22 protein-coding genes are annotated in these 22,907 nt (G+C 72.6%); 10 read left to right on the top strand and 12 right to left on the bottom strand.

Annotation, left to right across the window (positions count from 1 at the left end; translation table 11 throughout):
- Positions 1-307: 307 nt before the first annotated feature.
- Positions 308-826, top strand: coding sequence for a GNAT family N-acetyltransferase (locus ACH34S_RS36435; protein ID WP_395957454.1), 519 nt, complete (start codon positions 308-310; stop codon positions 824-826).
- A 4-nt stretch (positions 827-830) separates the two neighbouring features.
- Here the strand turns inward: ACH34S_RS36435 and ACH34S_RS36430 are convergent, their stop codons facing one another.
- The 3 genes from ACH34S_RS36430 to ACH34S_RS36420 form a co-directional block, all read right to left on the bottom strand.
- On the bottom strand, positions 831-1,652 hold the full coding sequence (locus ACH34S_RS36430; protein WP_395957453.1) for an ABC transporter permease: 822 nt from the start codon (positions 1,650-1,652) through the stop codon (positions 831-833).
- The gene (locus ACH34S_RS36425; RefSeq protein WP_395957452.1) at positions 1,649-2,575 is read right to left on the bottom strand and encodes an ABC transporter ATP-binding protein; all 927 of its coding nucleotides are present in this window, start codon (positions 2,573-2,575) and stop codon (positions 1,649-1,651) included. The genes ACH34S_RS36430 and ACH34S_RS36425 overlap by 4 nt, the downstream gene beginning before the upstream one ends.
- 155 nt (positions 2,576-2,730) lie before the next feature.
- Positions 2,731-3,510 (bottom strand): IclR family transcriptional regulator, encoded by a 780-nt coding sequence (locus ACH34S_RS36420; protein WP_395957451.1) that lies wholly within the window; start codon positions 3,508-3,510, stop codon positions 2,731-2,733.
- A 93-nt stretch (positions 3,511-3,603) separates the two neighbouring features.
- Here ACH34S_RS36420 and hutH point away from each other — a divergent pair, with 93 nt between their 5' ends.
- The 5 genes from hutH (at position 3,604) to hutI (ending at position 10,655) form a co-directional block, all read left to right on the top strand.
- Positions 3,604-5,148, top strand: a complete 1,545-nt coding sequence (hutH, locus tag ACH34S_RS36415; protein WP_395957629.1) for a histidine ammonia-lyase — start codon at positions 3,604-3,606, stop codon at positions 5,146-5,148.
- A gap of 85 nt (positions 5,149-5,233) precedes the next feature.
- Entirely contained in the window at positions 5,234-6,889 is a 1,656-nt protein-coding gene (gene hutU, locus ACH34S_RS36410) for a urocanate hydratase (protein ID WP_395957450.1), read from the top strand.
- Positions 6,886-8,091: an allantoate amidohydrolase gene (locus tag ACH34S_RS36405; protein ID WP_395957449.1), complete on the top strand. Its 1,206-nt coding sequence runs from the start codon at positions 6,886-6,888 to the stop codon at positions 8,089-8,091. Before hutU ends, ACH34S_RS36405 begins: the two co-directional genes overlap by 4 nt.
- 9 nt (positions 8,092-8,100) lie before the next feature.
- Positions 8,101-9,453, top strand: a complete 1,353-nt coding sequence (locus tag ACH34S_RS36400; protein ID WP_395957448.1) for a formimidoylglutamate deiminase — start codon at positions 8,101-8,103, stop codon at positions 9,451-9,453.
- Positions 9,454-9,458: 5 nt separating this feature from the next.
- On the top strand, positions 9,459-10,655 hold the full coding sequence (hutI, locus tag ACH34S_RS36395; RefSeq protein WP_395957447.1) for an imidazolonepropionase: 1,197 nt from the start codon (positions 9,459-9,461) through the stop codon (positions 10,653-10,655).
- A gap of 55 nt (positions 10,656-10,710) precedes the next feature.
- Here hutI and ACH34S_RS36390 read toward each other — a convergent pair whose 3' ends face one another.
- Positions 10,711-11,028, bottom strand: a complete 318-nt coding sequence (locus ACH34S_RS36390; protein ID WP_395957446.1) for a hypothetical protein — start codon at positions 11,026-11,028, stop codon at positions 10,711-10,713.
- Between the two features lies 1 nt (position 11,029).
- Between ACH34S_RS36390 and ACH34S_RS36385 the strand changes: the two genes are divergently transcribed.
- Together ACH34S_RS36385 and ACH34S_RS36380 are read left to right on the top strand one after the other, a co-directional pair.
- Positions 11,030-11,242, top strand: a complete 213-nt coding sequence (locus tag ACH34S_RS36385; protein ID WP_395957445.1) for a hypothetical protein — start codon at positions 11,030-11,032, stop codon at positions 11,240-11,242.
- A 229-nt stretch (positions 11,243-11,471) separates the two neighbouring features.
- Positions 11,472-13,103 (top strand): helix-turn-helix domain-containing protein, encoded by a 1,632-nt coding sequence (locus ACH34S_RS36380; RefSeq protein ID WP_395957444.1) that lies wholly within the window; start codon positions 11,472-11,474, stop codon positions 13,101-13,103.
- Positions 13,104-13,118: 15 nt separating this feature from the next.
- Here ACH34S_RS36380 and ACH34S_RS36375 read toward each other — a convergent pair whose 3' ends face one another.
- From ACH34S_RS36375 to ACH34S_RS36365, 3 genes are all read right to left on the bottom strand, one after another.
- Complete coding sequence (locus tag ACH34S_RS36375) at positions 13,119-13,619, bottom strand: flavin reductase family protein (RefSeq protein WP_395957628.1); 501 nt, start codon at positions 13,617-13,619, stop codon at positions 13,119-13,121.
- Positions 13,604-15,307 carry a signal peptide peptidase SppA gene (sppA, locus tag ACH34S_RS36370; RefSeq protein WP_395957443.1) on the bottom strand — a complete coding sequence of 568 codons (1,704 nt, stop codon included), beginning with the start codon at positions 15,305-15,307 and terminating at the stop codon, positions 13,604-13,606. The genes ACH34S_RS36375 and sppA overlap by 16 nt, the downstream gene beginning before the upstream one ends.
- A gap of 81 nt (positions 15,308-15,388) precedes the next feature.
- The gene (locus ACH34S_RS36365; protein ID WP_395957442.1) at positions 15,389-15,877 is read right to left on the bottom strand and encodes a PaaI family thioesterase; all 489 of its coding nucleotides are present in this window, start codon (positions 15,875-15,877) and stop codon (positions 15,389-15,391) included.
- 142 nt (positions 15,878-16,019) lie between these two features.
- On the opposite strand from ACH34S_RS36365, the gene ACH34S_RS36360 reads away from it, so the two are divergent.
- Positions 16,020-16,883, top strand: a complete 864-nt coding sequence (locus tag ACH34S_RS36360; protein WP_395957441.1) for an NUDIX domain-containing protein — start codon at positions 16,020-16,022, stop codon at positions 16,881-16,883.
- A 2-nt stretch (positions 16,884-16,885) separates the two neighbouring features.
- On the opposite strand, the gene ACH34S_RS36355 is transcribed toward ACH34S_RS36360, so the two are convergent.
- From ACH34S_RS36355 to ACH34S_RS36345, 3 genes are all read right to left on the bottom strand, one after another.
- Positions 16,886-17,254 (bottom strand): ACT domain-containing protein, encoded by a 369-nt coding sequence (locus ACH34S_RS36355; RefSeq protein ID WP_395957440.1) that lies wholly within the window; start codon positions 17,252-17,254, stop codon positions 16,886-16,888.
- Positions 17,255-17,261: 7 nt separating this feature from the next.
- Positions 17,262-19,496: a 1,4-alpha-glucan branching protein GlgB gene (gene glgB, locus ACH34S_RS36350; RefSeq protein ID WP_395957439.1), complete on the bottom strand. Its 2,235-nt coding sequence runs from the start codon at positions 19,494-19,496 to the stop codon at positions 17,262-17,264.
- 366 nt (positions 19,497-19,862) lie between these two features.
- Positions 19,863-20,081, bottom strand: a complete 219-nt coding sequence (locus tag ACH34S_RS36345; protein ID WP_395957438.1) for a hypothetical protein — start codon at positions 20,079-20,081, stop codon at positions 19,863-19,865.
- Positions 20,082-20,282: 201 nt separating this feature from the next.
- Between ACH34S_RS36345 and ACH34S_RS36340 the strand changes: the two genes are divergently transcribed.
- Complete coding sequence (locus tag ACH34S_RS36340) at positions 20,283-21,050, top strand: GntR family transcriptional regulator (RefSeq protein WP_395957437.1); 768 nt, start codon at positions 20,283-20,285, stop codon at positions 21,048-21,050.
- Positions 21,051-21,085: 35 nt separating this feature from the next.
- Here ACH34S_RS36340 and ACH34S_RS36335 read toward each other — a convergent pair whose 3' ends face one another.
- Positions 21,086-22,528, bottom strand: coding sequence for an aminoglycoside phosphotransferase (locus ACH34S_RS36335; protein WP_395957436.1), 1,443 nt, complete (start codon positions 22,526-22,528; stop codon positions 21,086-21,088).
- Positions 22,529-22,535: 7 nt separating this feature from the next.
- Positions 22,536-22,907 (bottom strand): alpha-glucosidase C-terminal domain-containing protein (locus tag ACH34S_RS36330; RefSeq protein WP_395957435.1); only part of this gene is annotated, 372 nt, incomplete at its 5' end.

The raw sequence follows: 22,907 nt of genomic DNA, 5'->3' as shown, positions 1-22,907 counted from the left end.
CCAGCTCGACTCTGTTCGGGCCCCGCTTCACGATCGAGGAGCGGGGCCCGAGCCGTTTCGGCCCCGGCCAGGTTGCGACGGCGTATTGCCAGGCACTACTGGTGGGCCTGGCCGCCCAGTGGCTGGGGACCCCCTGACCGCCACCCGGTCGCGGTCCGGGGCGTCGAAGGGACGCATTGCCCGCGCCGCCTTTCCCGCGCAGGTCTGTGACCGCCTTCACAGCAGATCGGCCGATGTCCGGCTAACGTCGCGCGAGGACGCGATCACGGCAACGGCGGAGGCAGCGGTGCGTATCCGGGTGGGAACCATGGAGGATGTTCCGGCCGTTCTGGCGCTCTACGATCAGGCGGTCGAATGGCTCGTCGCCTCCGGCCGGTCGGGACAGTGGGGGACGGACGCCTGGTCGGAGAAGCCGGAGCTCAGGGCGCGGGTCCGGCGCTTCGCCGAGTCGGGCGGGATGCGTGTCGCCGAGAACGAGGGCGCTGTGGTCGGGGCCATGTGGCTGGGGCCCGCTCCTCCATTCATCCCTTCCGTGGAGGAGCCGGAGCTTTTCCTGTCGGCCCTCGTCATCGACCGCCGGTGCGCCGGGCTCGGCGTGGGACAGGCGCTGCTGGACCACGCCCGGGCCGAAGCCGTCGAGCGGGGAATCGGCCTGCTCAGGCTTCAGTGCTGGGCGGGCGGAGACCAAGGGCTCGTCCGCTACTACGAGCGGGCCGGTTTCGTCCAGACCGGACGGAGAAAGTCCAACTTCCAGGACGGATGGGAGGGGGCGATCCTGAGCCAGCGCCTTCACCACAGTGGCGACCGCAGTTCGTGCCCGGCCTGACCGATCAGGCGTCGCGGTGGCGCAGGACGCTCACCCCGCCCCACAGCGCCGCCGCCGTCCACGCCGCGAGGATCGCCACCGCGACTGCCGCAGGGTAGGGGGCGTCGCCGTTCAGCAGGTATCGGCCCGCACTGCTCGGCAGGCCGTCCGCGATGTCCATGAGCAGTTCCGAACGGCTGTTGGCCAGCATTATCGGCAGCACCATGAAGAAGAGGAAAGCGACGGTGAGCGTTGCGGCGGTGCTGCGGAGCATTGCCCCGACGCCCAGGATCAGGACGCTCAGCACCGCGAGGTAGATGCCTGTCATCAGTGCGTCGTGGATCACGTCCCCGGCGTCCAGGCGGCCCCATTTCCCGAGGATGGGGTACGCGACGGCCGTTCCCACGAGGCCCAGGAGCACGCCGGACGGGAAGACGACCCCCGCCGCGACGGCCGCCTTCGCCGACAGCATCCGGCCCCGCGAAGGCACCCACTGGAGCGTCGCGTGGATGCTTCCCGTCGCGTACTCGCCCGTGATCATCAGGATCGCCAAGGCCAGGACCACGAATTGCACCATGTCCATCGACCCGGTGGCGATGTCGCTGACCGAGACCACCCCGGGGTGCTCCGCCACGCGCTCGTCGGTGTTGTTGGCCACCGTCACCTGCGCCATGACCGCGCACAGCAGCGCCATGAGCAGGGCCGCGCCGGCCAGGCCCCACCAGGTGGAACGTACCGTCCACAGCTTCGTCCATTCGGCTGCGAGTGCGCCCGGCATCCCGCCGCCGGACGCGGTACCGGTCGCTCTTCCGATGTCGACGCTCACCGGTTCCGTTGCCGTGGTCATCGCAGTGCCTCCGCCCCGGGCATTCCGGTTCCGTATTCCACGCTCGTCCCGGTCAGGTCCATGTACGCCTCCTCCAGCGATGCTTCGACGGCGCTCAGCTCCAGGACGGGGACGCCCGCTTCGTGCGCCATGAGGCCGACCCGGTCCATCGGCAGCCCGGTGACTCGCAGTTCGGTCTCGTCCGGCCGGTGGACTTCGGCGCCGACGGCGGCGAGCCGTTCCGCGAGTTCGGACGCTCGGGGGCTGCGTACCCGGACCGCGTTGCCGGGGCCGCGTGCGATGACCTCCGCCATCGGCGCGTCGGTGAGAAGGCGTCCGCGGCCGAGGACCACCAGCCGGTCCGCCGTGCGCTGCATCTCGCTCATCAGATGCGACGACACGAACACCGTGCGGCCCTCCGCGGCCAGGCCGCGCATGAGCCGCCGGACCCACAGCACTCCGTCGGGGTCGAGGCCGTTCACCGGCTCGTCGAACATCAGGACGGCCGGGTCACCGAGCAGAGCGCCCGCTATCCCCAGCCGCTGGCGCATTCCCAGCGAATACGCGCCGACCCGTCGGCCGGCCACGGATTCCAGCCCGACGAGGCCCAGCACCTCGTCCACTCGGGCCCGCGGGATTCCGTTGCTGCGAGCCATGGCCACCAGATGCGCCCTCGCCGAACGGCCGGGGTGCACCGAGCCCGCGTCCAGCAGCGCTCCGACCTCCCGTATCGGACGCGGCATCCCCGCATACCCACGGCCGCCGACCAGCGCCTCGCCCTCACTCGGGTGATCCAGGCCCACGATCATGCGCATCGTGGTGGATTTCCCTGCGCCGTTCGGGCCGAGGAACCCGGTCACCTTTCCCGCCGCCACCTCCAGTGACAGCCGGTCCACCGCGGTCTTGTCCCCGTACCGTTTCGTCAGTCCGCGCAAAGTGATCAAAGGGTTCTCCTGTCGGGGCCGTCCGGCATGACGAGCCCGAACCTAGGCGGCCGGGAAACCCCGCCACACTGCCCGGAAGCCGCCCCACACCCCTGACTTTCGTCAGGAATGCACTACGCACCCCCGGGTCATCGACCAGCCCGCTCTATCCAGGGTCAGGGGAGGGGGAGACGTCCGTTCAGACGGGTGGTGAGGGTCGCGGCGGTGGCGCGGGCCTGGCCGGCCAGGCCCGGCCAGGTTTCCTCGGGGTGGTCCTCCCGGCGGAAGGTGATGGTGATGGCGGCCGTGGGGTGGGCCGTGTGGTCGAAGGCGCAGGCGGCGATGCTGGCGAAGCCCTCGGTGATGTGGCCGTCCTCGACCGACCAGCCCCGGCGGGCGTCCTCGGAGAGGGCGCGGCGGAGGTCGGTGAGGGTCGCCGGGCCGCGGCCGGTGCGGCTGATGAACGGTGCCGCACGGGCAGGGGCGGTGAACAGGGCGCGGATCTGGGCCGGCGGCAGGTGGGCGAGCATGGCGCGGCCGCTCGCGGTGAGGTGGGCGGGCATCCGCACGCCCACGTCGGTGACGAGGACGGCGTGCCGGGCCGGTTGCTCCTTGAGCAGGTAGAGCGTCTCCGGGCCGTGCAGGATGCCGAGCTGGACGATCTCGCCGACACGGTCGACCAGGCGGCGGAGCAGGGGACGGGCCAGGCGTTCGAGGGGCTCGTGCCGGAGGTAGGCGGAGCCGATCTCGAACGCCGCGACGCCCAGCCCCCAGCGGCGCTCCTCGGGGACGTAGGTGACGAAGCCGTCCTCGGCCATCGCGGTCAGGAGGTGGTAGGTGCTCGACCGGGGCAGGTCGAGGGAGCGGCCGATCGAGGACGCGGGCAGGGGACCGGGCGCGGCGGCCAGCAGGCGCAGGACCGCCAGGGCGCGGCGGGCGGCCGGTACCTGGGACATGCGCCCATTGTCTCGTATCTGAGACACCTTCGCCGGGCGGGCCCTCGTCCCGCGCCGGGCGGAGGCGCTGGAATGGTGGGTATGAGGTTTGACATGGGGGACAACGGTGTTCGGCTCGGGCCCGAGGCGCTCGGGTTCGCGCAGGTCGTGGCCGTGGCGCGGGGCGGGGCCAAGGTCGCGCTGACCGACGAGGCGCTGAAGCTGATCGGGGAGTCGCGGGCGCACATCGAGGAGCTGTCCGCGCGCCCGACGCCCGTCTACGGTGTCTCCACCGGGTTCGGGGCGCTGGCCACCCGGCACATCGCGCCGGAGATGCGGGCGCAGTTGCAGCTGAACATCGTCCGGTCGCACGCGGCGGGGTCGGGGCCGGAGATCGAGCGGGAGGTCGTCCGGGCGCTGATGCTGCTCAGGCTGCGGACGCTCGCCACCGGACGCACCGGGGTCCAGCCCGTCACCGCGCGGACGCTGGCCGCGCTCCTCAACGCCGGCATCTCGCCTCAGGTCTTCGAGCACGGAAGCCTGGGGTGTTCGGGGGACCTCGCGCCGCTCGCGCACGTGGCGCTGGCGTTGATCGGTGAAGGGTCGGTCAGGGACGCCGGCGGGGTGCTCAAGCCGGCCGCCCAGGCGCTGGAGGAGGCCGGGATCGCGCCGGTCACGCTGGGTGCCAAGGAGGGTCTCGCCCTCCTGAACGGGACGGACGGCATGCTCGGCATGCTCGTCCTCGCCATCGAGGACCTGCGCAACCTCCTCACGGCCGCCGACCTGGCCGCCGCGATGACCGTCGAGGCCCTGCTGGGCACCGACCGCGTCTTCGCCGCCGACCTCCAGGAGCTGCGGCCGCATCCGGGGCAGGCGGCGTCGGCGGCGAACCTGCGGGCGCTGCTCGCCGAGTCGGAGATCATGGAGTCGCATCGCGGGCCCGACTGCACGCGGGTCCAGGACGCCTATTCGCTGCGCTGCGCCCCGCAGGTCAACGGCGCCGCCCGCGACACGCTCGCGCATGCCGAATTGGTGGCCGGGAGGGAACTCGCGTCCGCGATCGACAATCCCGTGGTGCTGCCGGACGGACGGGTCGAGTCCAACGGCAATTTCCATGGAGCACCCATTGCCTACGTGCTCGATTTTCTCGCCGTTCCCGCGGCCGACGTCGCGTCGATGTCGGAGCGCCGCACCGACCGGATGCTCGACAAGGGACGGTCCTACGGCCTGCCCGCCTTCCTCGCCGACGACCCCGGCGTCGACTCCGGGCACATGATCGCGCAGTACACGCAGGCGGCGATCGTGTCGGATCTGAAGCGGCGCGCCGCGCCCGCCAGCGCCGACTCCATCCCGAGTTCGGCCATGCAGGAAGACCACGTGTCGATGGGCTGGAACGCGGCCCGCAAGCTGCGCCGCTCCGTGGAGGGGCTCGCGCAGGTCGTCGCCATCGAGATCCTCACCGCCGCGCGGGCCCTCGACCTGCGCACACCGCTGCGTCCCGGTCCGGCGACCGCCGCGGTCGTCGCGAAGCTGCGGGAGGCCGTCCCGCCGCCGGGTCCGGACCGCTACCTCGCGCCCGAGATCGCCGCCGCGACCGAGATGGTCCGCGACGGCTCCCTGATCGCCGCCGCCGAGACCGTCACCGGCCCGCTCACCTGAGCGCGGGCCCCGCCCGCCTGAATCCGCCCGCCTGAACCCGCCCGCCCAACCCGCTCGCCTGAACCCGCTCTCGAAGGAGCCGACGATGTCAGGTCCACGTCCCGTCCGCGCGCCGCGCGGCACGTCGCTGACCGCCGCCAAGGGCTGGCCGCAGGAGGCCGCCCTCCGCATGATCCAGAACAACCTCGACCCCGAGGTCGCCGAGCATCCCGACGAGCTGGTCGTCTACGGCGGGTCCGGGAAGGCGGCCCGGAGCTGGGACGCGTTCGACGGCATCATCAGGTCGCTGGCCGATCTGGAGGGGGACGAGACGCTGCTCGTCCAGTCCGGCAAGCCGGTCGGTATCTTCCGGACGCACGAGTGGGCCCCGCGCGTGCTGATCGCGAACTCGAACCTGGTGCCGCAGTGGGGGACGTGGGAGGAGTTCCGCCGCCTGGAGTCGCTCGGCCTGACCATGTTCGGGCAGATGACCGCCGGGTCGTGGATCTACATCGGGACGCAGGGCATCCTCCAGGGCACCTACGAGACGTTCGCGGCCGTCGCGGAGAAGCGGTTCGGCGGCTCGCTCGCCGGAACGATCACGCTGACCGCCGGGCTCGGCGGGATGGGCGGCGCGCAGCCGCTCGCCGTGACGATGAACGGCGGCGTCGCGATCTGCGTCGAGTGCGACCCGTCCCGGATCGAGCGGCGCGTCGAGCACCGGTACTGCGACGTCGAGGCCGCGAGCCTGGACGAGGCGCTGCGGCTCGCGGAGGAGGCGAAGGCGGAGCGGCGCGCGCTGTCGATCGCGGTGCTCGGGAACGCCGCCGACGTCGTCCCGGAGCTGCTGCGCCGGGGCGCGCCGATCGACATCGTCACCGACCAGACCAGCGCGCACGACCCGCTGGCCTACCTGCCGCGCGGCGTCGAGTTCGGCGACATGGCCGCCGAGCGCGACAAGGACCCGGCCGCGTTCATCGACAGGGCCCGGACGTCGATGGCCGCGCACGTCGAGGCGATGGTCGGGTTCCAGGACGCGGGCGCCGAGGTCTTCGACTACGGCAACTCCATCCGCGGTGAGGCGCAGCTCGCGGGCTACACGCGCGCGTTCGAGTTCCCCGGCTTCGTGCCCGCCTACATCCGCCCGCTGTTCTGCGAGGGCAAGGGGCCGTTCCGGTGGGCGGCGCTGTCCGGCGACCCGGCGGACATCGCCCGCACCGACCAGGCCATCCTCGACCTGTTCCCCGACAACGAGCCGCTGACCAGGTGGATCAGGATGGCGCAGGAGAAGGTCCACTTCCAGGGCCTGCCGTCGCGGATCTGCTGGCTCGGCTACGGCGAGCGCGACAGGGCCGGCGAGATGTTCAACGACCTCGTCGCGCGCGGCGAGATCAGCGCGCCGATCGTGCTCGGCCGCGACCATCTCGACTGCGGGTCGGTCGCGAGCCCGTACCGGGAGACGGAGGGCATGAAGGACGGGTCGGACGCGATCGCCGACTGGCCGCTGCTGAACGCGATGCTGAACGCGTCGTCCGGCGCGACGTGGGTGTCCATCCACCACGGCGGCGGCGTCGGGATCGGCCGCTCCATCCACGCGGGCCAGGTCTGCGTCGCGGACGGGACGGCCCTCGCCGGCGAGAAGCTGCGGCGCGTCCTGACCAACGACCCGGGCACGGGCGTCATGCGGCACGTCGACGCGGGCTACGAGCGCGCCGAGGAGGTGGCCCAAGAGCGGGGCGTGCGCATCCCGATGCAGGCATGAGCACGAGCTTCGAGGAGATGTGGGCGGCGCTGCTGCCGGTCGGGCGGGACGAGCCGACCGGCGGCTACCACCGCTTCGCGTGGACGCCGCCCGAACTCGAATGCCGCGCCTGGTTCCTGGACGAGGCGCGCCGCCGCGACCTGGACGTCGAGCACGACGCCAACGGCAACATGATCGCCTGGTGGCTCCCGGACGACGGGACGCGCGGCGACGCCGTCCTGACCGGGAGCCATCTGGACTCGGTGCCCGGCGGCGGCGCGTTCGACGGGCCGCTCGGCATCGTGTCCGCGTTCGCCGCCGTCGACCTCCTCCGCGAGCGGGGGGCAAGGCCGGCGCGGCCGATCGGGATCGCGGCGTTCGCAGAGGAGGAGGGCGCGCGGTTCGGGGTGGCGTGCCTGGGGTCGCGGCTGATGTCCGGGGCGATCGACCCGGCGAGGGCCCGCGGCCTCGCGGACGCGGACGGCCGCACGTTCGCCGAGGTCCTGCACAACGCCGGTTTCGACCCCGAGGCGATCGGCCCCGACGACGATCTGCTGGGGCGCATCGGATGCCTGGTCGAGCTGCACGTCGAGCAGGGGCGGGCGCTGCGGGAGCCGGTCGGGGTCGCGAGCGCGATCGTCCCGCATGGGCGGTGGCGGTTCGACTTCACCGGCGAAGGAAACCACGCCGGGACGACCGGGCTGCCCGACCGGCGCGACCCCATGCTCCCGTTCGCCGCCATGGTCATCGCGGCGCGGGAGGCGGCCGAGCGCAACGGCACCGTCGCGACGGTCGGGAAGGTGCGGGTCGTGCCGGGCGGGGTGAACGCGATCGCCTCGTCCGTGACCGGCTGGCTGGACGCCCGGGGCCCGGCGGACGACGCCGTCCGGCGGACGGTCGCGGAGGTGGACGAGGCCGCCCGCGTCGCCGCCCGCCCGCACCGGGTGAGCGTCGATCTCGCAGAGGAGTCCTATTCGGAGATCGTGGACTTCGACCACGCCCTCCGCGACCGGATCGGCGCGACGCTGGGCGGCGTCCCCATCCTGCCGACCGGCGCGGGGCACGACGCGGGCGTCCTGTCGGCGCGGATGCCGGCGGCGATGCTGTTCGTCCGCAACCCGACCGGGATCTCGCACGCGCCCGCCGAGTCCGCCGAAATGGCGGACTGCCTGGCCGGAGTCGAAGCGCTCACGGCGGTACTGGACGATCTGGCCTGCGGGTAAGGAACCGGTATGCAATGGCATGCACAGCTCGCCTGGCTCGGAGACGGCGTGGCGGCCGATGTGCTCATCGAGGCCGACGGCGAGCGGATCACCCGCGTCGCGCCCGGCGTCCCCGCCCCCGGCAACGCGCAGCGGCTGCCCGGCCTGACGCTGCCGGGCCTCGCCAACGCGCACTCGCACGCCTTCCACCGCGCGCTCCGCTCCCGCGTCCAGGCCCACTCCGGAACGTTCTGGACGTGGCGCGAGACCATGTACAAGGTCGCCGACCGCCTCGACCCCGACACCTACCGCGCGCTCGCCGCCGCCGTGTACGCGGAGATGGCCCTCGCCGGGATCAGCTGCGTCGGCGAGTTCCACTACCTGCACCACCGGCCGGGCGGCGACCCCTACGACGAGCCGAACGCGATGGGCGAGGCGCTGATCGCCGCCGCCGCCGACGCGGGCATCCGGATCACGCTCCTCGACACCTGCTACCTCGCGGGCGGCATCGGCGAGCCGCTCAAGGGCCCGCAGCTCCGCTTCGGTGACGGCACCGCCGGGAACTGGGTGCGCCGCGTCGGCAGCCTCCACGAGGAGACCGGCAAGGCGGGACGGCTGCACGCCCGCGTCGGCGCCGCGATCCACTCCGTCCGGGCGGTGCCGCGCGAGCAGCTCAGCGCGGTCGCGTCCTGGGCGAAGGAGCATCGCGCGCCGCTGCACGTCCACCTGTCCGAGCAGCCCGCCGAGAACGAGGCGTGCCTGGACGCCTACGGCCTGACCCCGACGCGCCTGCTCGCCGAGTCGGGGGCGCTGGGCGCGCTGACCACGGCCGTCCACGCGACGCACCTCACCGGCGAGGACATCGGCCTCCTCGGGACGACGATGACCGGCGTGTGCATGTGCCCGACCACCGAGCGCGACCTCGCCGACGGCATCGGCCCGGCCCGCGACCTCGCGAACGCGGGCTCGCCGGTCTGCCTCGGCTCCGACCAGCACGCCGTCATCGACCTGTTCGAGGAGGCCCGCGCGGTCGAGCTGGACGAGCGGCTCCGCACCCGAGTCCGCGGGCACTGGACGGCCGGGGAGCTGCTCGCCGCGGCCACGTCCAACGGCCACTACGGGCTCGGCTGGCCGGAGGCCGGACGGCTGGAACCGGGCGCGTACGCGGACCTCGTCACCGTCGCGCTCGACTCCGCCCGCACCGCCGGAAGCGACGGCTACGCCGCCGAGGCCGCCGTGTTCGCGGCGACCGCGGCCGACGTCCGGCACGTGGTGGTGTCCGGGCGGCAGATCGTGCACGACGGGCGGCACCTGCTGATCGACGACGTCCCGGGCGCGCTGGCCGAGGCCATCGCCGCCGTCACCGCACCCGACCCGGAGTGACGCGAATGCCACGTGAGACCCTGGCCAGGGTGAGCACCGTCATCACGAACATCGGAGAGCTGGTCACCAACGACCCGGCCACCGGCACCGGCCTCGGCATTCTCCGCGACGCCGCGCTGGTGATCGAGGACGGCAAGGTCGCCTGGACGGGCCCGGCCGCCGACGCGCCCGCCGCTGACGCGTCCTTCGACGCCGCCGGACGCGCCGTTCTCCCCGGGTTCGTCGACTCCCACGCGCACCTCGTCTTCGCCGGTGAGCGCGCCGAGGAGTTCGCCGCCCGGATGAGCGGCCAGAAGTACGACGGCGGCGGCATCCGCACGACCGTGGAACGCACCCGCGTCGCCTCCGACGACGACCTTCGCGCCAACGTCCGCCGTCTCATCGGCGAGATGGCCCGGCAGGGCACGACGACCGTCGAATGCAAGTCCGGGTACGGGCTGACGGTCGAGCAGGAGGAACGCGCCGTCCGCATCGCGGCGGAGTTCGCCGACGAGGTCACCTATCTCGGGGCGCATGTCGTCCCCGCCGAGTACAAGGGCGACACCGCGGGCTACGCGCGCCTCGCCGCCACCGACATGCTCGCGGTCTGCGCCCCGCACGCCCGCTGGGTGGACGTGTTCTGCGAGCGCGGCGCCTTCGACGCCGACCAGGCCCGCGAGATCCTGCGGGCGGGCATCGCGGCCGGGCTGCGCCCCCGCGTCCACGCGAACCAGCTCACCGAGGGCCCCGGCGTGCAGGTCGCCGTCGAGGTGGACGCCGCGTCCGCCGACCACTGCACGTTCCTCAGCGACGCCGACGTGGACGCGCTGGCGTCGTCCCGCACGGTCGCGACCCTCCTGCCGGGCGTCGAGTTCTCCACCCGCCAGCCCTACCCCGACGCCCGCCGCCTCCTCGACGCGGGCGCCACCGTCGCGCTCGCCTGTGACTGCAACCCGGGCTCGTGCTATAGCTCCAGCATGGCGTTCTGCGTCGCCGTCGCCGTCCGCGACATGCACATGACGCCCGCCGAGGCAGTCTGGTCCGCGACGGCGGGCGGCGCCCGCGCGCTCCGCCGCACCGACGTCGGCCACCTGGGAGTCGGCGCCCGCGCGGACGTGCACGTGCTGGACGCCCCGTCCCACATCCACCTCGCCTACCGCCCCGGCGTCCCGCAGACGGCCGCCGTCTGGAAGGCCGGCCGCCGGGTCGAACCGCGCTCATGAGGGTGGACGAGGCGCCGCCGCCCCCGTACGGCCGGCGCCCCGTCCCAGCGAGCCGTTAGCCGTTGTCCCAGCTGATGCGGCAGAACGGGACGCCGAAGCCCATGTCGGTCCCGCACGACGCCGTCTCGTTGTTGTGGATCTTCGTCCAGACCCCCTTCGTCTTCCACAGCAGCGTGCCGTGGAAGTCGAGCATGTAGTCGTCGTAGTTGAACGTCAGCGCGTCGACGTCGACCGTGCCGCCGCCCCGCCAGTCTCCGGCCGACAGCTTCACCTGGGTGCACTTGGCGTACACCCACTTGTTCTTGGTGCCCCCGTCGTAGTTCCACACGTCACAACGGTTGGTGCCGCTGCCGAGGTTGACGGTGGTGTGCATCGTGAAACTGGAATCGTTCCGCACTTCGCCGCAAAGCTTGAGAGTGTTCTTCGTGCAGTTCTCGACGGCGGCGCCGGCCGGCGACGGCGTGCTCACCAGAAAGGCGAGCGCGCCGGCGGCGGCGACGGTTGCGCTGATGGTTCTCGACCGCATGGATTCTCCCCGCGTGGTTCCTGCCGGCACCGTCCGAACGGCGGTGGCCGGACCCCGTTGACGCCCGGCCGGACGATGGCCGCCGGGACACCGGTCCAGAGTCGTGGGCGCCGGGTGGCGGAACAAGGCACCGGCGTCCCCGGCCTGGGCGGGGACGCCCGCCGTACCGCTGAACTGGACGTTTCCGGAGCGACGGGGACGTCCATGGCAAAGCCCGGCCCGGCGTGGGAAACTCCTCCCTGGCGCGCGATCAAGGGGGCACCGTGGATCGAGCTGCGGCCATCAGGGGCATGTCCGCGTTATTGGCGGATCTCAAACAGCGGAGCGGCCTGAGTTATCAGGAGCTGGCGCGCCGCACCTTCACCAGCCGGGCGGCGTTGCACCGCTATTGCGGTGGTGAGCGCATTCCGGCCGACTACGCGGTGGTCGTGGCCATCGCGAAGGAATGCGGTGCCGGTCCGGAAGAACTCAACGAACTTCTCCGGTACTGGAATGCCGCGGCCGCGGAATCGCCTTCCGCCGAGCCCGCCGCGGAATCGGCCGTCATGGAATCGCCCGCCGTGGAGCCGGCGGCCGTGTCGCCTCCCGCCGGACGGTCGGGTGTCCTGAGATGGGCCAGGGGCACTCCGATGTGGTTGCTCCTGGCGAGCGCCCTCCTCCTCGGGCTCATCGGCGGCCCCGTCCGGGACCTCAGCGGTGCGGGGGAGAAGGCCAGGGCCGCTCCACCGCGGACGATCCCCGCTCCCAGCTGGGCGACGGAACCGTACCCCGTCCCCCGCACCATGTTCGGCGTCACCGTGAACAGCGGCAGCGGGGCCATGCCGTCCTTCCTCACCGGCGGCGTCCGCCTCTGGGACGGCGGGACGCGCTGGGCGAGCCTGGAGACGTCCCGCGGCGACTACGACTGGACGACGCTGGACCGGCTCCTGGACGGCGCCCGGAAGGCGGGGCTGCCGACGCTGTTCGTCCTCGGCGGGACCCCGGCCTGGGCGGCACCGGCCGCGCCCAGGGCGGCCTACTCCGACGGGTCCCGCGCGGCGCCGCCCGACGACCTGCGCGACTGGGACCGGTTCATCGACGCGCTGGCCCGGCATGCCCGCGGCCGTATCGACGCCTACGAGCTCTGGGTCATGGCGAACGACCCGCACTTCTACAACGGTTCCGTCGAGACCCTCGTCGAGATGACCCGCCGCGCGGCCCGCATCGTCCGCCGCTACGACGCGGAGGCGGAGCTCGTGTGCCCGTCCATGAGCCGGTTGTGGGAGGCGGAAGGCCGCCGGGTCCTCGCCCGGTTCGCCGAACTCGGCGGCTACCGGCACTGCACGGCGGCGGGCGTCAAGCTGTACCAGCCGCGCGCGGTGGACCCGCCCGAGCTGATGCTCCAGGCGCTGGAGCTGGCGGACCGCGAATTCCACCGGGCGGGCGTCCACCCGGAGATCTGGAACACCGGCACCACCTACAACCTCCCCCTCCAGACGAAGCCGGCCACGGCCACGGCCGCGGACTACGCCGCACGCTTCTACCTGACCGGCCTCTACGCCCACCGCTACAACCTGCGGCGCATGTACCTGTACGCCTGGGGCAGCGACCGCGTGCCGATCGTGCTCCAGCCGGAGGGCGGCCCGCCGACGCGGGCGGCGCTGAACGTGGAGCGCCTCCAGCGGTGGCTGGCGGACGCCGAGATCCGCGCCTGCGGCCATGGCGTCCAGAGCGGCCTGCCGCACAACGTCTGGCAGTGCGAGTTCCGCGTCCGGCGCGAAGGGCGCCGGGACACCGTCTTCATCCGGTGGGCGCACGAGGGCGAGGCCTGGACGTCCGCCGGGCCGCGTCCGGTGACCGTCGAGCAACTCGACGGGACGGTGCGGACGGTCCCGCCCGGCGGCATGGTCAAGGTGACGCAGAGCCCGCTGCTGATCGGCTGACCGCCGCGAGCGCGGTCAGCCGGAGGTGAGGTAGCGGCGGTTGACCCTGATCAGGGGTGTCTCGTCGCGGGCGATGTAGTCGGCGGCGAGGACCTCGGCGATGAACAGGGTGTGATCGCCCGCCGGGACGGTCTGGCGGGTCTCGCATTCGACGGCGGCCAGGCCCGACTCCGGGATGAGGGCGTCCGAGTGCGCGCCGCGGTGGTGCGGCGCGCTCGCCAGGAGGATGCGGGCGCTCGGGCGGCCTTCGGCGGCGAAGCGACCGGCCAACGCGCGCTGCCCGGACGACAGCACGGTCGCGGCCCAGCGCTCCCGCCGCCCCAGGACCTCCGTCAGGTACGACGACGTCGCCACGCTCGCGGCCACCAGCGGCGGTTCGAGCGACACCGACATGAACGACGTCACCGTAGTGCCGAGGTCGTCGCGGCCGTCGCGGACGGTCAGCACGACCACGCCCGTGGCGAACCCCGCGACCGCCTCGACGAAGTCGGTGCCGGGCGTCAGCGGATCTCCCAGGTGCCCGGGAGCGTCAGCGGCCCGGCGGCGGGCAGGCCGAGCCGGGCGGCGAGGCCGCCGAGCGAGCCCCAGGCGTCGAAGCGGGCGGACGCGGCCGTGCGGTCCTCGCTGGACTCCGGCGGGCGGAGCCGCTCCAGCGGCGAGGTGTGCGGGTACACGCGGACCGGGGCGTCGGCGGCGAGGCCGGACTTCTTGCGGGCGAGGTCGAGGGCGAGGTCGATGCCGCCGAGCTCGTCGACGAGGCCGCGCTCCTTGGCGTCGGCGCCCGTCCAGACCCGGCCCCTGGCCAGCTCGTGGACGCGCTCGCGGGACAGCCCGCGCCCCTCCGCGACCCGCGCGGTGAAGTCGTCGTAGATCTTGTCGAGCGATGCGTTGACGCGCTCCCACTCGGAGTCGCTGAAGTCCTTGGTGGCGCTGGACATGCGCGCGTGGTCGCCGACCGTGACGCTGCCGAGGCCGATCCCGACCCGGTCGAGGAGCCCGTTCACCAGCGCCTTCCCGGTGACGACGCCGATCGAGCCGGTGAGCGTGCCGGGCTGCGCGACGATCGTGTCGGCCGCCGCCGACACGTAGTAGCCGCCGGACGCCGCGACGTTGCCCATCGACACGATCACGGGCTTGCCGGCGCGGCCGGCCAGCACCACCTCCCGCCAGATCGCGTCGGACGCGACGGCGGAGCCGCCCGGGCTGTTGACGCGGAACACGATCGCCTTGACCCGGTCGTCCTTCACGGCGGCGCGGAACGCGGCGCCGATCGTGTCCGAGCCCATCGCGGGACCGGAGTTCGGGAGCGGGCCACCGCGGCCGCTGCGGCCGAGCCGGATCGGGCCGTGCCCGTTGATCAGCGCGACGGTGTCCTGCCGGCCGGGCTGCGGGAGCCGCCCCGCGAGGCCGTGCGCGCGGTTGTAGCGGGACACGTAGCGCAGCTGCGCCTCCTCGCCGAACTCGGCGCGCAGGTCGGCGTACACCTCGTCGCGGTAGCCGAGCCGGTCGACGAGGTTCTCCTCCAGCGCCTCGCCGGCGAGCAGCGGGCCGCGGTCGGTGAGCTCGCGGACCCTCTCCTCCGTGAGGCCGCGCCCGGCGGCGATCCCGGCGGTGATCTGCTCCCCGAGCGAGTCGACCAGGCGGCGCGACGACTCCTCGTGCTCCGGCGTGTACTCCTTCTCCATGAACGTGTTCGCCATGGTCTTGTACTCGTGCCGCTTGGCGAACCGCGGCTGCACGCCCGCCTTCTCCAGCGCGCCCGCGAAGAACGGCTCCTCGATCGCGATGCCGGTCAGCCCGACCTCGCCGGTCGGCTGCAGGTACACCTTGTCGAACCCGGTGGCGAGGTAGAACGGGACGGTGCCGCGCCCGCTCTCGCCGAACGTTTCCGCCCACGCGACGGTGAGCTTGCCCGCGTCCCGCAGCGCCTGGACGGCCTCGCGCACCTCCTGGACGAGCGCCAGCCCGATCCCGCCGGAGACCTTCACGACGAGGGCGCGCACGCGGGCGTCGGAGCGGGCGCGGCGCAGCCCGTCCAGGACGTCGCGCAGGCTCGTCCGGCGCATGGACATGATCGCCGAGATCGGGTCGGACGGCGCGACCTCCACGATGCCCTCGGTGAGGTCGAGCTCGAGGATCAGCGGGGCCGTCCGCCGGTCGCGGGCCTGTTTGATGACGTTGACGACGTTGCCGGGATCCACCATGAGGCCCAGCCTATGCGTTCGGTTGCGGTTCTCCCCGGGCCCGCCGCCCCGCCGGGCGGGCCGTCGCGCAGAGGCGGGCCGTCAGCGCGCGAAGGCCTTGTTCGGGATCACGCTCGCGGACGCCTGCGCCAGCGTGCGCCCGCGCGCGTCGGCGACCATGCCGTTGGACACCATGCGGGTACTGCCGGAATGCACGCACGTCCCGGTGACCGTGTAGGTCTCGCCCGCCCGGACGGCGCGCAGGTAGTCGACGTTGAGGTTCAGCGTCAGCATCGGCATGAAGTGCTCGCAGGTGCTGGCGGCGGCGAGGCAGACCGCGTTGTCGAGGATCATCGCGATGTAGCCGCCGTGCACGGTACCGCCGGGGTTGCAGAGCTTCTCGGACGGCGTCCAGGAGATGACGACCCGGCCCGGCTCGGCGGAGACCAGGACCTGCCCGATGTACCGGTTGACGTCGGAGATCTCCGGGAACTCGCCGTCCGCCATGGCCTGGATCAGCTCCGCGCCCGACAGCGTGTTCCACAGCTCGGCGGCCCGCCGGTGGGCCTCAGGGCCCGCCTCGACGCTCAACTTCGCTCCCTCGGCTCGGCTCGACGATTGGAATGCTATTCGGTGATCACCGGCACGGCGCTGTGCCCTTCGTCACGGCCACCGGACGGACACCCGACGGAGACCCGCGGGGGGCCGCTCGCCCAGCGGATATCGTCGTCGCATGGGCGACGGCGACGGGTGGGCGGACTGCGACCTCGGGCACACGCACTGGGGACGCTTCGGCGCGTCCGGGCTGCTCGCCTACCACCGCGACGCGGGCGGCGACCTGTGGATCCTGTTGCAGCAGCGCGCGTGGTGGGGGATCGGCGGCGGGACGTGGGGCATGTTCGGCGGCGCCCTGCACAGCCATGAGGACGCCGTGACCGGGGCCCTGCGGGAGACGTCCGAGGAGTGCACGCTCGACGTCGGGGCCGTGACCGTCCACGGCACGAGCGTCGAGGACCACGGCGGATGGTCGTTCACGTCCGTGCTGGGGTCGCTGACCGAGCAGGTCCCCGTCGAGCCCGCGTCGAGGGAGACGCGCCGCGCGGAATGGGTCCGCGCGGAGGAGGTCACCGACCGGAAGCTCTTCGCGCCGTTCGCGCGGTCATGGCCGCGGCTCCAGGACGCGATGAAGGGGCTCATCCTCATCGTGGACGCGGCGAACGTCGTGGGCGCCCGCGCCGACGGCTGGTGGAAGGACCGGGCGGGCGCGAACGCCCGGCTTCGCGACGACCTGAAGTCCCTCAACGCGGGCGTGCAGGGCGTCCCGGACGGGCTCGTCCCGTTCGACCGCTGCTTCCCGGAGATCGTCCTGGTGGTGGAGGGCGCGGCACGGGGCGTCGCAGACGAGCCGGGGAACGGCGGCGGGGTGCGGGTCGTGGCGGCTCCGGGCAGCGGCGACGACCGGATCGTGGAACTCGTGCGGGAGGCGCGGCCCGACACCGTCCAGCTGGTGGTGACCGCCGACCGGGAGCTGAAGGCCCGCTGCCGGGCCGCGGGAGCCGCCGTCACCGGCCCCCGCTGGCTCCTCGAACGCCTCTAGCGTCAGGCTCCCGTCTCCACCCGATGGCCTGCGTCGCGGAGCGCCGTGGTCGCGTCCTTCAAACGGTGCTCGGGGACGAGGACGAGGTCCGCGTGAAAGGTGGACGCGACGAAAACGGAGATCCCGGCGGCGGCGAGCGGTCCGACGATCGCGGCGAGCATTCCCGGCGTGTCCAGCCCATGGCTCGTGTCGCCGTAGAAGCCGACCCAGCGCTCCGCCTCAGCGAACGGTGACGCGTCCCTGACCACGGTGAGCCCTTCGGGGGCGCGCACCAGGGCGATCCACTCGTCGTCCTCGGGAAATGTCGCGTTCGGAAGGTGCTCCACCAGGAACTGGGACGGGACGACGTGCAGGCGCTGCGCGGTGGTCATTCCGCCATTATTCAGGGACGAGCCACACCGCGCCCAAGGGCGGAACGCGCAGCACCGCCGACGCGGGCAGGCCGTGCCAGGGTTCGGCGGTCGCCTCGATGCGCCCGAGGTTGCCGACGCCGCTGCCGCCGTACTCGAACGAGTCGGTGTTGAGGATCTCGCGCCAGCCGCCCTCGCCCGGCAACCCGAGCCGGTAGCTCTCGTGCGGATTGCCCGCGAAGTTGACGACGCACGCCAGGACGGGCGGGTCGCCGTCCTGGGGCACCGGCGTCCCGTAGCGCAGGTAGGAGAGGGTGTTCCCGCCGGCGTCGTTGCCGTCGATCCAGCGGAAGCCCTCGTGGTCGCTGTCGCGCGTCCACAGGGCGGGCTCTTCCTTGTAGGTGCTGTTCAGGTCGCGGACGAGTCTCTGCATGCCCAGGTGGTGGGCGCCTTCGGCGGCGTTGTCCATCAGCCACCAGTCGAGCGGGCGCTCCTCCGCCCATTCGGCGCCCTGCCCGAACTCCTGCCCCATGAACAGCAGTTGCTTGCCGGGATGCGACCACATGTAGGCGAGGAGCGCGCGCAGCCCGGCGAACTGCTGCCACGCGTCGCCCGGCATCTTGCTCAGCAGCGAACCCTTGCCGTGGACGACCTCGTCATGCGACAGCGGCAGGACGTAGTTCTCCGAGAATGCGTACACCAGCGAGAACGTGATCTCGTTGTGGTGGTAGTGCCGGAACACCGGCTCGTGGCGCAGGTATTCGAGCGTGTCGTGCATCCAGCCCATGTTCCACTTGAACCCGAACCCGAGACCGCCGAGATGAGTCGGGCGCGACACCCCAGGCCATGCCGTCGATTCCTCCGCGATCGTCATGACGCCGGGGTTGCGCTTGTAGACCGTCGCGTTCATCTCCTGAAGGAACGCGATGGCCTCCAGGTTCTCGCGGCCCCCGTAGATGTTGGGCGTCCATTCGCCTTCGTTGCGCGAGTAGTCGAGGTACAGCATGGAGGCGACGGCGTCCACGCGGAGCCCGTCGATGTGGAACTCCTCCAGCCAGTACGACGCGTTCGCCACCAGGAAGTTGCGGACCTCAGCGCGCCCGTAGTTGAACACGAGCGTCCCCCAGTCGGGGTGCTCGCCGCGCGTCGGATCGTCGTGCTCGTACAGGGCGGTGCCGTCGAACCGGGCCAGCGCCCATTCGTCCTTGGGGAAATGGGCGGGGACCCAGTCCATGATGACGCCGATACCGGCCTGGTGCAGGCGGTCGACCAGCAGGCGGAAGTCGTCGGGGGAGCCGAACCGCGAGGTCGGCGCGTAATAGGACGTCACCTGGTAGCCCCAGGACGGCCCGTACGGATGCTCGGCGACCGGCAGGAGCTCCACATGCGTGAAGCCCATCTCGCGGACGTACGTCGTCAGTTCGTCGGCGAGTTCCGCATAGCCGAGCCCCGGACGCCACGAGCCGAGATGCACCTCGTACGCGCTCATCGGCTCGTGGAGCCAGTCGCGTTCTTTGCGGCCGTCCATCCACGCGCCGTCGCCCCATTCATAGGACGAGGTGAAGACGCGCGACGCCGTCGCCGGAGGAGGTTCCGTGTACCGCGCCATCGGGTCGGCCTTGGCGCGCAGCACGCCGTCCGCGCCGAGGATCTCGAACTTGTAGCGGGTGCCGTCGCCGACGCCGGGGACGAACAGCTCCCAGATCCCGCTGGAGCCGAGCGACCGCATCGGGTGCCCGCGCCCGTCCCAGTGGTTGAAGTCGCCGACCACGCGCACGCCGCGTGCCGTCGGCGCCCACACCGCGAACGCCGTCCCGGTGACCGTGCCGAACGCGGAGGCGTAGCTGCGGACCTGCGCGCCGAGCGCCCGCCACAGCTCCTCGTGCCGTCCCTCGCCGATCAGGTGCAGATCGAGCTCGCCGAGGGTGGGCAGGTGCCGGTAGGGATCGTCCTGGATCGACTCGGAGCCGTCCCCGTAGGTGACGGCGAGCCGGTAGTCGGGGACGGCGAGCGGCGCCGCGTCGTCGTCCTCGCCCGCCAGCGACGCGCCGGCCGGCAGCGTCCCGATGAACAGACCTTCGTGAAAGTGGCGGAGCGGAAGCCGGTCGCCGTTCGGGAGGACCACCTCGACGCGCTCGGCGAGCGGCCGCAGCGCCCGGACCGTCACACCGTCCCGGCCCGGATGCGCGCCGAGCACGCCGTGCGGATCGTGGTGGTCGCCGCCGACGAGCCGGTCGATCTCCGCGCGCGTGACCCGTGCCATGCAATGACTGGTGCCCCGAGAATCGCCGATCTCACGTCCGCGGGGACGCTGTTTCCGGGAGCTTGAAACTTTCCGGGACGGGACGCCCGCGGCGGGAGGTTCTCGGCCCGGTGGGCGCGGAGACGTGTGCTCGGAAGGCGGGTGTTGCGACCGCACGGACGGCACGACTCTTTGTCGAGGGGGTCGCGCCGATTAGCGCCGCCCGTGCGGCCACGTCTACCTGGCCCCAGCGGTGACATCGACCACACCGCCGCGGGCTCCATTCCTGTGTCACCTCAGCGACATAGGTACCTGCCGTACCGGAACGCCCCGGCCCGGTCCGCCCCCGCTCGCGGACCGGGCCGCGCCGTTCCCCATGACGTCCCGTCACTTCTCTTCGCGCTCCTCGCGCGTCTGGTCGACCAGCAGCCGGCGCAGCCCGATCGGCTCGTCGGCGGCCACGGTCATCGCATATCCGGCCTGGAGCTGGGCGTCGCTGAGGTCGCCGCTGCGCGTCGCGTACCAGCGGCCCGCGTCGCTGCGCCACACCTGCCAGCCCGGGAACTCTCCCTCGATGGCCGCCTTCAGATCATCGAAGTCGCCCATCAAGGTCGTCCTTTCCCCGAGGCCGCTCTTCTGTATACAAAAGTCTTACTCGTGCCGAGAGGTGTCAAGCTGTCCGTAAGCGGACCGTGCCCCCGCGGATAGCGCGGAGAAGGTATGGATCAAGGGGAGGGCGGAGCAGGATCGAACGCCGCGTCGAACGCCAACTCGAACGGCCGGTAGGCGCGCCCGGAAGAAGGGGAGGTGACGCCGGTGCCGGACCGTCCCGCCTACCTGCGCATCGCCGACACGCTGCGAGAGGGGATCCGGGACGGCAGCCTTCCACCGGGGACCCGGCTGCCGACCATCGCCGAGCTGTGCGAGACGCACGGCGTGTCGGAGATCGTCGTGCGGCAGGCCGTCGCGCTGCTGCGCGGCGAAGGGCTGGTCGAGACGCGCCGCGGCGGCGGCACGCTCGTCAAGGTCGTCCCGCCCGCGCGCCGGGTGGCGATGGATCGCTACCGCGCCGTGACCAGGCCCATGGCGGTCCCCGAGACCACCTTCACCCGCGACCAGAAGATCACCTGGGCGGAGTACCGGCTCGACCGGATGTTCACCCGGGTCCGGGCGGACGGCGAGCTCGCCGCGCTGTTCGAGCTCCCGGCCGGGACCGAGCTGCTCCGCCGCCGGTTCGTCTTCTACTCGCGCGGCGAGCCGCAGCAGATCTCCGTCAACTACCTGCCGTGGGACCTCGTCGGCGACACGCCCGTCTCCGACCCGGACCGCGAGCCGTGGCCCGGCGGGACGCTCGCGCAGCTCGCCTACCTCGGGCGCCCGCCGACCCGCGTCGAGGAGGCCGTCCGCTCCCGCATGCCGACCCCGGAGGAGGCCGAGACGCTCCGCATGACCCGCGGCGTGCCCGTCCTCGCGATCACCCGGCGGCTGCTGTCGCGTGACGAGGTGATGGAGGTCTGCCGCGACATCGTGCTCCCCGCCGACCGCGTCGTCCTCGACTACTCCATCGACCTCTGACGATCGACTACGCCATCGACCCCGGGCGATCCGTCCTACGCGGTGAGGTGGGCGAGGGATCTGAGCGGGACGGGCAGCCAGGCCGGCCGGTTCCGCGCCTCGTAGCGGATCTCGTAGACCGCCTTGTCGAACTCGAACGCCCGCACCAGCGCCGCGTGCGCGGCCGGGTCGGGCCCGCCCGCCGCGGCGTAACCGGCGCAGAACGCCTGCCGGTTGCGTTCCGCCCAGGCCCGGGCGCGCAGCTCCAGCGCGTCGACGGTGCCCGGCGGCAGGTCGCCGTCCCGCGCGATCAGGAACCGCGCCGCGTACTCGAAGGACCGCAGCATCCCGGCGACGTCCCGCAGCGGGTGCGCGGGGGCGCGGCGCTCGGCGGGGGTGCGGGCGGGCTCGCCCTCGAAGTCGAGCAGGACCCAGCCGGTGCCGGTGCGCAGCACCTGGCCCAGGTGGAAGTCCCCGTGGACGCGCTGGACGGGCAGCGTCCGCGCCTCGGCCGCGACCTCGTCGAACGCCTCGCGGAGCGCGTGGGCGTGCGGGCGGATCTGCGGGACGGCGGCGCTGACCTGGTCGAGCTGCTCGTTCATCGCGAAGACGGTGTGCCGCACCATGGTGGGCGGCGCCTGCGTCACACCGAACGCGGCGGCGAGGTCGCGGTGCACGGCGGCGGTCGCCGCGCCGAGCCGCTCGGCTTCGGCCGCGAAGTCGCCGCCGGCGGTGCCCGCGTCGCTCGCCGTGACGGTCTCGCCTCCGGGCCCGGCCGGCGGGGGCGGCGGGGGCTGCGCCAGCCAGTCGCGGACGCTGGTGAGGGCGAGCTGCCAGCCGTCCGTCCCGCTGGGCAGGTACTCCGAGAGGAGGGCGAGGGTGGTCGGTTCGTCCGCGGCGCCGTCCGTCCCGGATTCCAGCTCGATCCAGCCGTGCACGGCCGGGACGTGCGCGGAGCCCTTGCGGCTGAGCGCGAGGTTGACCTCCAGGTCCGGGTTGACGCCGGGGGAGAGGCGGCGGAAGAGCTTGAGGATGTGGGTGTCGCCGTAGATCAGGGAGGTGTTGCTCTGCTCTGCCGTGCCGGGCACGCCGTCCAGCTCCGTGCGGATGCCCGCGCCGGGCGCGCGGCGGAACTGGAGGGGGCCGATGGTGCTCGCGTTCGCCATGTGCGCGAGCAGCGGGCGGGTCAGCTCGGGGTCGTGGACGGCGTCGTACACGTGCCCGTCGATCCCCTGCTCGCCGGTCAGCCGCCCGATCCCGACATGCCGTAGGTGGTCGGGGAGATCGCGGCGGACGCCGAGCAGCACCTGGTAGCGGTCGACGGTGCCGTCCTGGTGGACGTCGAGGATGAGGTGGTGGAGGCCGGGCTCGCCGGTGCGGAGTTCGGTGGCGGTGCCGATGGTGAGGTCGTCGATGGGGCCGTCCTTGCCGCCGAACCACCGCTGCGCGGGCAGCCAGCCGGCCAGCAGCCGGACGAGGGAAGGGGCGGACGGCGGCACGGCTACCTCACTCCTTTTCCTGGACGTGCTCCGCGGGCGGCGGCAGCAGGAACCAGTAGAAACCGTGACCCGGAAGCGTCAGCAGGTACGGCAGATCACCGATGGCGGGGAATTGGACGCCGCCCATGCATTCGATCGGCGTCGAATCCCGGAAACGGCGAAGGTCGAGCTCGACGGGCTGCGGGAAACGCGACAGGTTGTTCACGCAAAGGACCGTGTCCATGCCGCCCCACTGGTTGCCGTCCCCGCCGTTGATTTCGCGGGTGAAGGCGAGGACGGAGGGGTTGGAGGCGGAGAGTTCGACGTAGGTGCCGACGCCGAAGACGGGGTGGCGTTGGCGGATTTCGATCATTTTGCGGGTCCAGTGCAGGAGGGAGCC

It is taken from the genome of Actinomadura sp. 3N508 (assembly GCF_044326375.1).
In the GTDB taxonomy this organism is placed as follows: Bacteria; Actinomycetota; Actinomycetes; order Streptosporangiales; family Streptosporangiaceae; genus Spirillospora.
Note: the sequence above shows the minus strand (reverse complement) of the source record. Positions and strands in the feature narration are given on the sequence as shown.

Coding starts and splice junctions, on each gene's coding strand:
- hutU (WP_395957450.1), top strand. CDS start 5,234: ATGTCAGGTCCACGTCCCGTCCGCGCGCCGCGCGGCACGTCGCTGACC.
- ACH34S_RS36345 (WP_395957438.1), bottom strand. CDS start 20,081: ATGGGCGACTTCGATGATCTGAAGGCGGCCATCGAGGGAGAGTTCCCG.
- hutH (WP_395957629.1), top strand. CDS start 3,604: ATGGGGGACAACGGTGTTCGGCTCGGGCCCGAGGCGCTCGGGTTCGCG.
- ACH34S_RS36360 (WP_395957441.1), top strand. CDS start 16,020: ATGGGCGACGGCGACGGGTGGGCGGACTGCGACCTCGGGCACACGCAC.
- ACH34S_RS36380 (WP_395957444.1), top strand. CDS start 11,472: ATGTCCGCGTTATTGGCGGATCTCAAACAGCGGAGCGGCCTGAGTTAT.
- ACH34S_RS36420 (WP_395957451.1), bottom strand. CDS start 3,510: ATGTCCCAGGTACCGGCCGCCCGCCGCGCCCTGGCGGTCCTGCGCCTG.
- ACH34S_RS36400 (WP_395957448.1), top strand. CDS start 8,101: ATGCAATGGCATGCACAGCTCGCCTGGCTCGGAGACGGCGTGGCGGCC.
- ACH34S_RS36435 (WP_395957454.1), top strand. CDS start 308: ATGGAGGATGTTCCGGCCGTTCTGGCGCTCTACGATCAGGCGGTCGAA.
- glgB (WP_395957439.1), bottom strand. CDS start 19,496: ATGGCACGGGTCACGCGCGCGGAGATCGACCGGCTCGTCGGCGGCGAC.
- ACH34S_RS36430 (WP_395957453.1), bottom strand. CDS start 1,652: ATGACCACGGCAACGGAACCGGTGAGCGTCGACATCGGAAGAGCGACC.
- ACH34S_RS36355 (WP_395957440.1), bottom strand. CDS start 17,254: ATGACCACCGCGCAGCGCCTGCACGTCGTCCCGTCCCAGTTCCTGGTG.
- sppA (WP_395957443.1), bottom strand. CDS start 15,307: ATGGTGGATCCCGGCAACGTCGTCAACGTCATCAAACAGGCCCGCGAC.
- ACH34S_RS36390 (WP_395957446.1), bottom strand. CDS start 11,028: ATGCACACCACCGTCAACCTCGGCAGCGGCACCAACCGTTGTGACGTG.
- hutI (WP_395957447.1), top strand. CDS start 9,459: ATGCCACGTGAGACCCTGGCCAGGGTGAGCACCGTCATCACGAACATC.
- ACH34S_RS36405 (WP_395957449.1), top strand. CDS start 6,886: ATGAGCACGAGCTTCGAGGAGATGTGGGCGGCGCTGCTGCCGGTCGGG.